The 13,803-nt window shown below is 44.8% G+C and carries 10 protein-coding genes; 9 read left to right on the top strand and 1 reads right to left on the bottom strand.

The annotated features are described in order from the left end of the window. Positions 1-77: 77 nt before the first annotated feature. From FS373_RS12785 to FS373_RS12775, 3 genes are all read left to right on the top strand, one after another. A complete protein-coding gene (locus tag FS373_RS12785) occupies positions 78-1,562 on the top strand; it encodes a carbon starvation protein A (protein ID WP_144047841.1) in 1,485 nt (494 codons plus the stop codon). Positions 1,563-1,728: 166 nt separating this feature from the next. Beyond that, a complete protein-coding gene (locus FS373_RS12780) occupies positions 1,729-2,742 on the top strand; it encodes a DUF2817 domain-containing protein (protein WP_144047840.1) in 1,014 nt (337 codons plus the stop codon). Positions 2,743-2,790: 48 nt separating this feature from the next. After that, complete coding sequence (locus FS373_RS12775; protein WP_152829593.1) at positions 2,791-3,612, top strand: alpha/beta fold hydrolase; 822 nt, start codon at positions 2,791-2,793, stop codon at positions 3,610-3,612. Positions 3,613-4,257: 645 nt separating this feature from the next. Here the strand turns inward: FS373_RS12775 and FS373_RS12755 are convergent. Next, a complete protein-coding gene (locus FS373_RS12755) occupies positions 4,258-4,536 on the bottom strand; it encodes a peptidylprolyl isomerase (protein ID WP_144047836.1) in 279 nt (92 codons plus the stop codon). A gap of 329 nt (positions 4,537-4,865) precedes the next feature. Between FS373_RS12755 and FS373_RS12750 the strand changes: the two genes are divergently transcribed. The 6 genes from FS373_RS12750 to FS373_RS12725 all read left to right on the top strand — a co-directional run bounded on the left by FS373_RS12750 (position 4,866) and on the right by FS373_RS12725 (position 13,446). Then, positions 4,866-5,402: a sigma-70 family RNA polymerase sigma factor gene (locus FS373_RS12750; protein ID WP_144047835.1), complete on the top strand. Its 537-nt coding sequence runs from the start codon at positions 4,866-4,868 to the stop codon at positions 5,400-5,402. Between the two features lie 632 nt (positions 5,403-6,034). After that, a complete protein-coding gene (locus FS373_RS12745; protein WP_144049088.1) occupies positions 6,035-6,361 on the top strand; it encodes an ArsR/SmtB family transcription factor in 327 nt (108 codons plus the stop codon). A 305-nt stretch (positions 6,362-6,666) separates the two neighbouring features. Continuing rightward, positions 6,667-7,800: a permease gene (locus FS373_RS12740; protein ID WP_152829592.1), complete on the top strand. Its 1,134-nt coding sequence runs from the start codon at positions 6,667-6,669 to the stop codon at positions 7,798-7,800. A gap of 420 nt (positions 7,801-8,220) precedes the next feature. Next, positions 8,221-11,505, top strand: coding sequence for a winged helix-turn-helix domain-containing protein (locus FS373_RS12735; RefSeq protein WP_152829591.1), 3,285 nt, complete (start codon positions 8,221-8,223; stop codon positions 11,503-11,505). Then, a complete protein-coding gene (locus FS373_RS12730; RefSeq protein WP_144047832.1) occupies positions 11,502-11,867 on the top strand; it encodes a DP-EP family protein in 366 nt (121 codons plus the stop codon). Before FS373_RS12735 ends, FS373_RS12730 begins: the two co-directional genes overlap by 4 nt. Before the next feature lie 601 nt (positions 11,868-12,468). After that, positions 12,469-13,446, top strand: coding sequence for a transposase (locus FS373_RS12725; protein WP_152829590.1), 978 nt, complete (start codon positions 12,469-12,471; stop codon positions 13,444-13,446). The last annotated feature ends 357 nt before the right edge of the window (positions 13,447-13,803 follow it).

Genomic DNA, 13,803 nt, shown 5'->3' with positions numbered 1-13,803 from the left:
TGTTACTTGACCTGATGTCTCAACTGGCAGACACTCGTAACCGTAAATGTACCCTATAAAAGTATGGATGATAAAAAATGCTTATATTCATTATCTGCATTACCTTGTTGGTACTCGCTTATAAGTTCTACAGTCCGTTTGTAGAACGTCAGGCGGGAATCGACAAGAATGCGAAGACCCCACAAACTCGCTTTGCCGATGGAGTCGACTATGTCGAAGTTCATCCGGTGAAAGCCTTCTTAATTCAGTTTCTCAATATTGCCGGTGTCGGCCCGATTTTCGGCCCCATCTTAGGTGCCATTTATGGTCCAATTGCTCTGGTGTGGATCGTTTTAGGTAACATCATAGGCGGCGCGGTCCATGATTATTTCTCCGGTGTGCTCAGTATCAAAGAGGATGGTAAGAGTCTTCCCGAAATAGCCGGACGCTATTTCAATGTGTACGCTAAAGGCGTGATGCTTATCTTTACCGCCATGTTGCTGTTCTTCGTCGGCGTGGTGTTCATCATGAGCCCCGCGGGATTATTGAGTAACTTAGATTACTTCAAGGGGACTATTCTCGCGAACAACACCTTCTGGGTATTGGTTATTCTGGCCTATTATTTCCTGGCAACCATGCTGCCTATCGATAAGATCATCACTAAGCTTTACCCGATATTTGGTCTCTTGATGATAGTCATGACTGTGTCTATCGGTGTGGCGTTATTGATTAGTGCCCCTCAGCTACCTGAGGTGGGAGACATCTTCGCCTACTTCGATCATAGCCATTATAACAATGATCTCTTGGAACCTAATCCTGATGGATTGCCGGTTTGGCCGTTGCTATTTGTGACCATTACTTGTGGTGCTATCAGTGGTTTCCACTCGACTCAGGCGCCGATAATGGCCCGCTGTCTGACCAATGAAAAATATGTCCGTCCAGTCTACTATGGCGCCATGATGTGTGAAGGCATTGTTGCTTGTGTATGGGCGCTGGCGGGTATCGCAGCGTTTCCGGGCGGTTACGTGGAGCTTAAATCAATACTGGATCTAGGCGGTCCGGGAATGGTGGTTAACCAAGTAGCGACCACTTACCTTGGTGTTGCTGGTGGCATAATGGCTATTATCGCTGTGGCAGTTTTCCCGATCACTTCCGGGGATACGGCGTTTAGATCTCTGCGATTGACCATAATCGATGCCTTCAGAATCCCTCAAAACATTCGTAATCGTCTCTTGGTTGCCGTGCCTATTCTGGTCATTGCCTACTTTATGACTAAGATTGATTTCACGCTTATCTGGCGCTACTTTGCCTTCTCGAACATGCTGCTGTCGACCAGTGTGCTCTGGCTAGCCACTAAGTACCTATTCGACAGAGGCGCTTTCCATTGGATAGTGAGCCTGCCTGCGATTGGTGGAACCAGTGTGACCGTGTCTTACATTATGACCGCTGGCATAGGACTGGGCTTACCTCAGTCGTTCAGTCAGCCTGCGGGTATCGCCGTAGGCGCCGTATCTCTGATTGCACTCATCTTAGTGCACCAGAAGTGTAAGCCTGTAAAATCAGAGGCTGAGACCGGGTCTTGATTTAACGGTTTAATTTGAAGAACTAGGGCGGCACTGTGTGCCGCCCTTTTTGTACCTGGAGGCATGTATCCGTGATCGCAGGGATAGCGAAAGCGGGGATTTGTCATCCTCTTGTCTCATTCTATGGCTAGTCTGGTTTCATCATCTGTCACCACTTAACTGACTAATGGCAAAGTTTTCATTCGAACATGCTTTCGAGATAGATACCCTCAAACGCCTGGTGGCGCAACATCAAGATAGCTTTCGTCATCAATCTTTGGCCGATCTTAGCTATCGTGGTGAGCCCCTTGCCATTACGGCCATTGAACTGGGTCAGCAAGACAAACCTTGCCCTACAGTGCTATTTGTCGGCGGGGTACACGGCGTCGAGCGGATCGGCGCTCAGGTGGTGTTGGCTTTTCTCGCCAGTCTACTCAATCGTTTACCTTGGGATACTCACCTGCAAGCCTTGCTCAAAGAGATACGTTTAGCCTTTGTGCCTGTGGTTAATCCGGTGGGATTTCTGCGCGGCAGTCGCGGCAACGGCAATAACGTCGACTTGATGCGCAATGCTCCCATAGAGGCGAGTGGCAAGGTGACTTTTATGCTGGGTGGGCAAACCCTGTCCCAGAAGCTGCCCTGGTATCGAGGCTCGGGTGAGATGGAGGCGGAGACCTCAGCTTTGGTAAAGTATGTGAAGCACTTGCAGCTCGAGAGTACCAGCTTGCTCTGCCTCGATGCTCACTCGGGTTTTGGCCTGAATGATCATATCTGGTTTCCCTACGCCCATACCGCTAAGCCATTCGAAGGCATGGGGTATATCTATCATCTTAAGCGGCTATTTGAGACGGGTTATTCCCATCATGGTCACTATCGGCTCGCGCCTCAGAGTCATTTTTATCGCACCCATGGCGATATCTGGGACTATTTAGTGGTGAATAACAAAGGAACGGCTCCCTTTATTCCCCTAACATTAGAGATGGGCTCCTGGGCCTGGCTGCGAAAGAATCCCCGGCAGGTATTGAGCTTCTCGGGGTACTTCAATCCGCAGAAGCCCCACAGACACCAGAGGATATTGCGCCGTCATTTTATCTTGATGCAATTTCTTTTGGACTCGGCCTATGGGCAAGTATTGGAGCGGGTATCGCCAGCACAACTTGCGCTGCTGACCCACGATGCAGAACGTTTCTGGTTTAAGTAAAGCTGTTTGATGTAAACGGCTTATCAGATTTTTTTATAGGGGAGGTCCATGACATTCGTACTACTCAGGGGCTTGATGCGAGACCGCCGTCACTGGTATGGATTTGCTCAACGGCTCGCGGCGGCCGGAGTCCGGGTTATCACGCCAGACTTGCCAGGCAATGGTACCTTGGTTGAGATTAACAGTCCCTTGAGTATCTCAGCCTATGCCGACTATGTCTGGGCGCAGATTGATGAGGTGTTAAGCGAGGGGGCGACAAGGGAAGTGCTCGAGCCTGTCTGTCTGGTAGGGCTTTCTATGGGCGGTATGTTGGCGCTGGAAATGGCAAAACATAAACCAAACCGAGTGCAACGAGTGGTGTTTATCAACAGTAGTGCCGCCAATCTATCGCCTTGGTACCGCCGTTTTCAGCTAAGCTCTTTGGTCAAATCAGCCTGGGGGACAGGCAGACGCTGGCTCAACGGAGAACTTCCAGGTGTCAGCTTACTCGAGGCGACAGTTATCCAGCTCACCAGTGAATGCAGGGGCGATGATATTAAGTTGATACAAGACTGGAGTCATTATCGACAACAAGGTCATACTTCTCTATTCAATGGCTTGAGGCAGTTAGTCGCATGTGCCTCGTTTGATGCCCCTGTTATTGACTCTCTCCCTGCGAATGCTCCTGTAAATAGTCTGGTAAATGGTCCTGAGAGTGTCCCTGTGAATGTAATAGTAGCCAATCGAGACAGGCTGGCTCACCCCAGTTGTGGTGAAGCTTTAGCCCATTTTTATCAGAGCAAAGCTATTTACCTGGATGATTGCGGTCATGATGCCAGCTTAGATAAGCCAGAGCCTTTATTGCGCTTGCTATTGGAGCTGGCGAGATAAAGGCAGAGCGCTACGCTTTGAGTTCGAGTTGCGAGAACGGGAACAAGTTCCCTTCGAGAACGCCAACACGTTGGCTGCGAGGAAAGAGCAAAGCTTGTTCTCGGAGGCCGTACTCGTGGTGACAAAGTCACTGACTCGCAGACCTAAGGTCGTTCTCGCAGTCGCGCAGCGACCTTCTCTCTTTTAAGTTCGGTATAAAACTTTAATCACATGCCAGCCCCATCTCTTCATTAAGAGGGTTTTGACTAATTGAGGCGTTATAAGCTCACCGGTAAAACAGGCCTTAACGAATGGCAGGTATAAATCCATCTGACCTTTATCTGTTTACCTAGTTTCATTAAGTTCGGTATAAAACCTTAATCACATGCCAGCTCCATCTCTTCATTAAGAGGGTTTTGACTAATTGAGGCGTTATAAGCTCACCGGTAAAACAGGCCTTAACGAATGGCAGGTATAAATCCATCTGACCTTTATCTGTTTACCTAGTTTCATTAAGTTCGGTATAAAACCTTAATCACATGCCAGCTCCATCTCTTCATTAAGAGGGTTTTGACTAATTGAGGCGTTATAAGCTCACCGGTAAAACAGGCCTTAACGAATGGCAGGTATAAATCCATCTGACCTTTATCTGTTTACCTAGTTTCATTAAGTTCGGTATAAAACCTTAATCACATGCCAGCCGAACTTGGTTTTGACTAATTGAGGCGTTAAAATCTCACCGGTAAAACAGGCCTTATCGAATGGCGGCACCATCTGACCTTTCTTGAATTCGCCTAAACTACCGCCTTTCTTGCCCGATGGACAAGACGAGTGTTTCTTGGCTAACACATCGAATTTAACGCCTTTTTTCAATTGCTTGATAATGTCTTCGGCTTGCTCTTTATGTTTGACTAATATGTGCAGTGCAGCAGCGGTTCTTGCCATCTCGTTCTCAACTTTGTCATTACATTAACGTTATAATGCTGATTATACTGAGTCTGGCAGCAAGAACCCACGTTTTCGTGACGACATGGGTATTTTCAAGCAGCTATGTTCAAGAAGGTATGCTCAAGATAGTAGGCTCAATTCGTAAACGGGTTAACTTTAAGAAGGTTAGTGATGATTAGTGTTTTTTTAGGGCTTTTATAAAAAACTTTTTATAAAAGATTTGCATCCTTTTCAATTATCGTTCGTCTAACTTAAAATTGTCGTTAGTTTAAACTAAGAGTCTCGTTCGTCTAAGCACTGAGCCTCAGTTGTCGTTAGGAGTTTTTATGCAGCAAGTTGCGGCGAAAGCATTTTCGCAATACCAGAGTGAGTTACTGGCATTTATCGGCCGGAAAGTCAGTCATAAAGAGGATGCGCAAGATATTCTTAGTGCGGTTTTCGTTAAATTATTGCAGCAGAACGATGCGCCAGACTCCCCCATTGCATGGCTCTATCAAGTCACTAAAAATACCATCATAGATTATTACCGAACCCGCCGTCCTAATGATGAATTGCCTCAAGATCTTGTTGCTGATTCAAAGGAAGAAAGTGCATTTTCAGAAATGAGTGTCTGTATGAAACCTATGGTGATGGCGTTAGATGAGAGGTATCGAGATGTGCTCCTGCTCAGCGATATTGAAGGAATGAAGCAAAAGGCCGTAGCCGAACGACTTAATTTGAGTCTGTCTGCAGTCAAATCCCGTGTTTTAAGAGGGAGGGAGCTCTTGGCTACTAGCTTAGTTAGCTGTTGTGCTCCAGTGGTCAACGCTAAAGGGAAAGTTGATGACTTTCTTCCGCCTAAAAATCGCTGCGGTAAGTGCTAGTCTCAGTGCTAGTAGCATGATGGGCAGTATCTAAGTTTTATAATTTTCTCTTAAATAGTTAAAATTTCTTGCATCCTTTTTTTAGGGTATTCGTCTTTTCAGGTATATGAGTCATAAAAGGTGCCTTTTGCACCGACTATTTTACCCGGAGAATGTATGAGCGATAAAACTCAACCTTGTTGTATCTCGGCGAATGAAACTGAAAATACTTGCTGTAGCACTTCTGATGCTCAGTGTTGTGCTGATAGTCAGTGTGATTGTACCTGCACTAGTAACAGTAACTGTAACTGTAAGCCAGATGAGGCCTGTGGTGACGGAAAGTGCAACTGTACCAGTAAGTCCGATGAGTGCAAATGTACCTGCGTATGTGAAAGTTGTGATTCGGATGACTGCACCTGCCATTGTACTAGCCACAAAGATGACGCTTGCTGTAAGGATGACTCTTCCAAGGCGACTTGTTGCTAGTAGCGAAGGCTAGCCGTTAAATTCAATAAAGCCCGCTTTGAAATAAGTGGGCTTTTTCATATCAGTCACTATTAGCGCTAGTCTTGTTTTGTAATTGATATTTCTGCTAAAATCGAAATATTGTAGTTTGATTTAAATTCGGTTAGGTTTGGGAGAGTAGAAACATGATGGATATCGAAGTCGTTGCCAAGGCACTTAAAGAGTTAGGCCATACAACGCGCTTAACCATTTTTAAGCGTGTGGTGCGTGCCGGATTTCAAGGCGTAGCAGTAGGTAGCTTGCAGGAACAGCTGCAGATCCCTGGCTCAACACTCTCCCATCATATTTCCAGTTTGGTTTCTGCAGGCTTACTGTCACAAAGGCGGGAAGGGCGGACGTTATTCTGTGTTGCTGAATTCACTAAGCTCGAAGGCGTTATCGGTTTTTTGCAGGATGAATGTTGCATCGAAGAAGAGTGTGCGCCTCAGCTTTCGACTCAAGAGCCGTCTACCTAAAAGCTGTCTACTCAAAAGTAACTGGCCAAAAAACAGCCTAGTCAACAAGCGTCGATTCAAAAGCCATAAGCATCATATTTTTTGGTTCAGCGTTAGTGCTTGATTAGCGCTAGGTTTCACTTCTAAAATCCGGTATTCATAAATTTATTTCGAATATTCTAGAAATATAGTTGACATGGTTTTCTATAAGTATATTATTTCTATATTCTTCGAAATGTTTTTTTCAAAGCAGATGCTGAACATGAGTGTCGATAACTTCGAAAATTTCAAAACGATTTCATATTTTAAGTATTGTGGAAATTATTATGAGTCCTGAAATTTTAGCCATGGCCCGAGAGGCCGCAAACATGTTCGCCTTCTTGGCAACCGAACTAATTATCCTGTTTCTGGTGATCAGTTACTTGGTTGGTGTACTGCAGGAGTTTATTACCCCTGAGAAGATCCAATCGATATTGAGTTCACGTAACGGTAAAGGCTACGTGATTGCCGCACTCTTGGGCGCTATCACACCATTCTGCTCATGCTCGACCATCCCGTTTTTGAAGGGGCTGCTTAGAGCCAGAGCGGGTTTTGGCCCCATGATGGTGTTCCTCTTCTCGAGCCCACTGTTAAACCCGATTATTATCGGCCTGTTTGTAGTGACCTTCGGCATTAAAGTGGCTGTGTTCTACTTTACTGTGGCGCTAGTGGTTGCTGTTACGGCAGGTTTTGTGTTGGAAAAATTAGGTTTTGAACGTTATGTGCGACCCGAAGCCTATGAAGCGGCAGAAGCATCAAGCTGTGGCACATCCTGCGGCGACTCTAAAAACAGTGCTGCCGAGAAACAGTCTGCTGTTGAGCCTGTGAAAGCTTGCGGAGTAGCAGCTCAATCGGCTCCTGTATTAGCCATGGAAGCCAGTGGTTGCGGAGCGGCTACAATAAGTGAGGCGGCAAGTGTGGTCTCTTCATGTGGCACGAGTTCATCATGTGGAACTGAAAGTGCTAATGCCGGAAATACAGAAAGTGCAGGACAAATAGCAAAAGCAGAGAGTCGTTGGATGCGGATCTGGCGCTCGACCTGGAAGGACTTTAAGCAGGTACTGCCTTACTTGCTACTGGGTATCACACTAGGTTCTTTCATCTATGGTTTTATCCCGACTGAACTGATTGCTAAGTATGCGGGTGAGGGCATGTGGTACGCGATTCCTGTCGCTGCGATTATCGGTATTCCGCTCTATATTCGCGCCGAAGCTGTGATCCCTTTAAGCGCCGCATTGGTGCAGAAAGGCATGGCTCTAGGCTCTGTGATGGCATTGATTATCGGTAGTGCTGGCGCGAGTTTGACCGAAGTGATTCTGCTTAAGTCGATATTCAAGAACGAGATGATTGCCGCCTTTCTGGCTGTGATATTGGGCATGGCGATTAGCGCAGGTTACCTCTACAGCTTTATCTTTGCTTAAGTTGCTTGTTGCGGCAATAGGGCTTAGAAAGAGCCCCTAGCCACAAGCCCTAGTCACAAGCATTCGTGGTAACAATTAATACAAAGTCTTAGACCTGCTTTAACGGGTCTAAGACTTTCTCTCTTTTCTTAAACTTGATGTGATTGCCTAGTACCGCCTCAAGAGCTATGCAATCGACACAATCTTTATATCCGCTTAATTTTTGATTCTTAAAACAATACACACCTAAAGTCGTAGTAAAAAAGTAGCATTTTTCTCCCGTCCTGATAAGTTATGCACTAATGTAAATTTTTTGTTATTTTGATTCTGACTGCCGAGAGCCGACACTGAATACTGCTGTTCTGCTATAACAGTGTGAACAAGCGAACAAGGCTCACAGAAATAAGTTAGCTTATGTTCTCTTGATTGGAAGAAAGAAGAATGAGTTTTAGCACATTTTACTTTGGTGACTGGCAGGTTGAGCCCGGCTCCAACTCCCTGCGCTTAGGTAGCCAAGTTAAACAACTTGAGCCTAAGGCGATGGATGTGCTGTCACTCTTATGTGAACGTGATGGTGATGTGGTCAGCACCGAAGAGATAGTCAGCCATTGTTGGCCCGATATGTTTATGGGTGACAATCCCTTACATAAGGTCATCAATCAACTGCGTCGCGCCCTGGGCGATAGCGCTACCTCACCCCAATATATCGAAACCATTCGTAAGCGTGGCTATCGCACCTTAGCCAAGATAAGTTTCCCTAAAGGTCACTCAGAAGCGGCGCAGTCGCAACAATGGCAGTCTGGTTCGCCATTTCCGGGTTTACAAGCTTATAGCGCCGACCATGCCGATGTGTTCTTCGGTCGCAGTGAGCAAGTTTCAACCTTGCTTAACCGTATCACCCTGCAAGTTAAATATGGCCGCGCCTTCTGTTTGATATTAGGCCCCAGTGGCAGTGGTAAAACCTCCTTAATCAATGCCGGCGTGATGCCTAACTTGATGTCCTCCAAGGGATACAATGGCATTGAGGTGATCTCGTATAGTTATATCGACTTGGCCGATGTGGTCGATAATCCGCCATTAGTGGATCTGGCTAGCGCCATGCTGGATTGGGAGTATCAGGATAAACCTGTATTCGATGGTTACAGTGCTGAACAACTGGCAAATACGCTCACTGAAGCCCCAGAAAAGGCGATTCAGTGCTGCAAGTCGGCGTTAAAAGGTCATAAGTCTCAGCATGCATTTTTTGCCCTGTTTATTGACCGGTTAGAAGTTTTACTGTCCTCGCCTCAGTTTAGCGATGAGCAGAGACAAGAATTTTTCGATGTTATCGAGTTCCTGGCACAGTCCGGTCATATTCTTATTTTATCTGCTTGCCGTAACGATTTTTACCCAGACCTAGTGCAATACCCTAACCTGATGTCAGGTAAGTCCCGGGGGGCACATTTCGATTTGTCTCCACCTACTCGCCAGGAACTACTGCAGATGATCCGCTTGCCTGCCGTAGCGGCAAATTTAACCTGGCAGCTAGACGGTGAAACCGCAGTGCCGCTCGATGAGATGCTCTGCGCCGATGCCGCGTCCAACCCCGATGCCTTGCCTATGCTGCAATATACCTTGCAGGCACTTTATCTAAACAGAGATGACACAGACCAGTTGTTAGTCTCTGAGTATCAAAGTTTAGGCGGGCTAGAGGGTGCTATTGGTAAAAATGCCGAAGAGGTACTCACTAGTCTGACAGAGGCTGAAACAGCGGCGGTGCCTAAGATTTTGTCACTGTTAGTCACACTTAAAGAGGATGATATATCCATTACCAGCCGCACGGCGCGCTGGTCACAGCTAAGCTCGGAAGCTGAAACAAACCTGGTTAAAGCCATGGTGGATAACCGTCTATTTGTCTCCCACCTGCAAAATGATGAAGCCTGTTTCAGTATCGCCCACGAAGCCCTGCTCAGACGTTGGCCCAGAGCGACCAAATGGATAGAAGCCCACAGCGAAAGCTTAGGCATTAAGAGTCGCTTACTCAATCAGGCTCGCCGCTGGTTAACCGAGTCGAAAACCCAGGCTTACCTGCTTTCAAAAGGTAAGCCGCTACAGGAAGCAATACTCCTTTCACATAATCCACTATTTACTTTGGAACCCGCAGAGCAGGCGCTTATTTCGGCATCGGTAAAGCGTGTCAATGCTCGTCTTTGGCGTCGCCGACTGACTTCGGGAGTACTTGTTGCCCTCACCATGCTATCTGTGTTGATGAGCTTTCGCAGTATCGAGGCCGAGCAGCGGGCATTAGACAAGCGCCTCGCCGCAGAGAACCTGCTTGGATTTATGGTAGGGGATTTTGCCGACAAGCTGCGCGGCATCGGCCGTATGGATCTACTCGATGGCATCAGTAACAAGGCGCTGGAATATTTCAGCGACGAATCGAATACCCATGATGCCAGTAATTACAGTTTCGAAGCCCGTTTTCAACACGCCCAAACATTAGAAGCCATCGGTGAAGTAGCCTATTCTCGCGGCAAGCTAGAAGAAGCTAACGCAGGTTTGCTGGCGGCTAAAACTAAACTCGAAACCTTGTTAACGGAACAGCCAGAGAACCTCGAGTTACTAAAAACCGCAGGAGCGAATGCCTTTTGGCTAGGTCAACTTGATTATGACAGGGGGGATTGGGCCGCGGTACGGCCTTGGTATAAACTGTATCTGAGTTACAGCCAAACTATGTATCAGTTGGCACCGACAGATCCTGAAGCTTTGATTGAACTGTCCTATGCAACAAACTCCATTGGTTCATTGTCGATGAAATTGCATCAATTTAATGAAGCCGAAGGCTATTTCAATGAATCTTTGCAGCTTAAGTTGCTTGCGGCTAATTCTTCACCGAAAGACATGATGCTATTGGCAGATATTGCCGATACCCATTCATGGCTAGCTAGTGCTGCTTTATCCCAAGGACATATTAACCTTAGTATTGAAAGGCATAAAGCTATTCAGGCTGATATAGAAAATCTAGATGAAGCACTGCAAGCCAATGCGAATTTAGCTGAGAACTTGGCGTTGAGTTATCACAGTATATCGAGTCAATATAAGTATAAAGGTCAAATGCAACTAGCCACGGATAGTGCCTTAAAAGCTCACCAACTGTTTACAGCATTAATTACTACAGATACTAATAATCAGATTTGGCATCAACATTTGTTCTTCTTAAAGCTACACCTTTTACAAATGGCATCAATAGAGGAAGTAGAATTCAGCATAACAACTGAACAAATTATTTCAGAGCTTTCAACATCTTCAAAAATGTTTACTGATGATCAGTATTCGAGAATACTCCGCGCTAAATACAAACGAATACTAGCTGAGTATTATTTTGACCGTCAACAGATATCACAAGGAAAACGTTACTTACAACAAGCCAAACAACTAAACAATGAGCTAATAACCCAAGACATAAATAACAGTGAAATAGAATGGTTGCAGGCAATGACATATTTAGCAGAAGCCAAACTGTATCAGCTAATGGGCGACACAAGACAAATGGCGAGCAGTTGCAGACTAGCTAGTCGGCAACTAAGTCAATTCCAGAAGTTAGATAAAGATCCCAAATTTATCGCTCCCTACGCTGATAGTTTACGCTGTCAAGGTAAATTAATTTCTAATGCCCAGCTAACAGCCTTATTAACCGAGCAAGGTATTGTTCAACAACTTTCAATAACAAAGGATGTGAAAAAATGACAAATAAAAAATTAACTGTTGATGTTACGGTTAGTGGTACACCAACTAATCCAGTGTTTCATTTTAATCCTGAAACGGTCACAGTTACCGCGTCAGATAGTAAAATTTACTACTTGTTGAATAGAGAACAAAGCTTAGGATTAGTCCTTGCCGGTGTGGTGTTTCCCTATAACGATCAAAGCCCGGGCAGTATTGTTAGCGATATAACGTCTTTTAAAGTAAAAGATGCTGGTTATCAGTTATCGGTAAAAGATTCTAATAAAAATGAAGGTGACATAGGTATGTGTTTGTTACTTACCAATAGTGATGGCGAAGTATTTAAAAGCCAAGACCCACAAGTTAAAAATAGACCTACATCATAAAGTTTTATTAAAGTATAAATAAGCTCTTCCTTCAGGGAAGAGCTTATTCTGACCCTGTATCAGATTCTTTGCATTAAGCTCTTCTAATTTCACTTTTCGTAGTCGTTACTGTTGCAGTTTTAAGCTGTTATGGTGGTTTGAATTATTTGTAAATTATATGTTTAGCTTGTTGACGCGCTACGGCGTTAACCTTTAGGTTATGGCAAAAGGAATTAATCAATCACTTAAAAAGGAACTACTGTGAAATCCTCCGAAAAACTTTCGTATGCGTTTTTAGCCAGCCTGCTACTCATCAGCGCGCCACTTTTAACACAAGCTGCCCAGCTGCGACGTAACAGCAAATTGATGCTGCATTTGCACCAATCAAATCTGCTGAAGACTTACAAACCATATTGAGCCAGCCATCGGCGCTGGATATGTTGGGTGATGACCTGCCAGCGTTTATCAATAGCATCGAATTTGCTTATACAGGTGTTCAAAAAGTTAGCTTCGATAAAACTAAGTTGTAAGCTAACCGAATAAATAGAGCCACCCATTCGAAATGGCTAAACATTTGCTCTCCTACTAAGCTTTAGTTATTGGTTAAAGTAGGAGGACTGTTATGCCTCGTCCAAGAAGAACTCAAGTCAGTATTGAAGACACATCCTGGTATCACTGCTGCTCGCGTGTTTGTCGGCGCGCCATGTTGATGGGCGATGATAAGTTTACTGGAAAAAACTATGATCACAGGCGTGATTGGGTTGAATCACAACTGCTGACATTAGCCAGTGTGTTTGCAATCGATGTAGCAGCCTATGCAGTGATGTCTAATCACCTGCACCTTGTTCTTAGTGTTGATATTTATGAGTCTAATAACTGGACAGACAGAGACGTCGTTGAGCATTGGCATCAAATATTCAATGGGACAGAAATTACTCAAAAGTTTGCTAAAGGTGAAGTGGTTGAAAGTTTTGAAATTAATAGCTTAAAGCATTCAATAGCCCTATATCGCAGTCGTTTAAGTGATATATCTTGGTTTATGCGCTGCCTCAATGAGCCTATCGCACGAATGGCTAACAAAGAAGATAAGTGTACTGGGAGGTTTTGGGAGGGACGCTTTAAAAGTCAGGCTTTGCTTGATGAAACCGCTGTTTTAGCCTGTATGGCCTATGTTGATCTTAATCCTATTCGAGCCAAAATGGCTAAAACGCCGGAAGACTCAGACTACACCAGTCTTAAATTGCGTGTAAAAGCTGCTTTAAAGGGCAAGCAACCTGACAAACTGCTGCCTTTTATTGGAAATGAGCGTCTAAACCAGCCTAAAGGCGTTTACTTTTTACTCAAAGACTATCTTGAATTAGTCGATGAAACTGGCAGGATAATTCGTGATGATAAACGAGGTGCTATTTCTGAAAATACTTCTAAGGTCTTAACTAGGCTAAATATTTCTAGTGATAACTGGATAAAAATCACTACTGACTTTGGGAAACTATTTCATGGTCCAGTGGGTACACTGCAAGAGCTCACCAGCTATTGTGACCACCTTGAAAAACGGCGACGACATTTCTCACATTGTTGTCAGTACCTTCAGGTAAGCTGATAGTTAATCTTTTGATATCATCAAACCGAGCAACCAACTCCTTGGCTATCTAGTCCTGCCTAAAATTCATCATTTCCATGTAGAACGAGCATTAATCTGCATTTTAGCTATAAGAATGTATCGAAAATCTGGCTCTGAATTTATTCATCAATCGAACGACGAAAATTATTAACTAACTAGATTAATTGTTGATTTATTATGGGTGGCTCTATTAAGGGAGGCGCTTGTATCTTCCTGGGGACGGCTAAAAAAAGCTCTTGGGGATGTGGTGAACTTTGTTGTAAAACAACGCATTAAAGTAGAAGGTTACCGAAAGGTTCTAAACACATTAATTAGGTAGAGTATTCAGCAGTTAGA

The organism is Shewanella sp. YLB-07 (genome assembly GCF_009377275.1).
The sequence above is the reverse complement of the archived record's forward strand: the minus strand, read 5'-3'. Positions and strand labels throughout refer to the sequence as shown.

Coding starts and splice junctions, on each gene's coding strand:
- FS373_RS12785 (WP_144047841.1), top strand. CDS start 78: ATGCTTATATTCATTATCTGCATTACCTTGTTGGTACTCGCTTATAAG.
- FS373_RS12780 (WP_144047840.1), top strand. CDS start 1,729: ATGGCAAAGTTTTCATTCGAACATGCTTTCGAGATAGATACCCTCAAA.
- FS373_RS12775 (WP_152829593.1), top strand. CDS start 2,791: ATGACATTCGTACTACTCAGGGGCTTGATGCGAGACCGCCGTCACTGG.
- FS373_RS12755 (WP_144047836.1), bottom strand. CDS start 4,536: ATGGCAAGAACCGCTGCTGCACTGCACATATTAGTCAAACATAAAGAG.
- FS373_RS12750 (WP_144047835.1), top strand. CDS start 4,866: ATGCAGCAAGTTGCGGCGAAAGCATTTTCGCAATACCAGAGTGAGTTA.
- FS373_RS12745 (WP_144049088.1), top strand. CDS start 6,035: ATGGATATCGAAGTCGTTGCCAAGGCACTTAAAGAGTTAGGCCATACA.
- FS373_RS12740 (WP_152829592.1), top strand. CDS start 6,667: ATGAGTCCTGAAATTTTAGCCATGGCCCGAGAGGCCGCAAACATGTTC.
- FS373_RS12735 (WP_152829591.1), top strand. CDS start 8,221: ATGAGTTTTAGCACATTTTACTTTGGTGACTGGCAGGTTGAGCCCGGC.
- FS373_RS12730 (WP_144047832.1), top strand. CDS start 11,502: ATGACAAATAAAAAATTAACTGTTGATGTTACGGTTAGTGGTACACCA.
- FS373_RS12725 (WP_152829590.1), top strand. CDS start 12,469: ATGCCTCGTCCAAGAAGAACTCAAGTCAGTATTGAAGACACATCCTGG.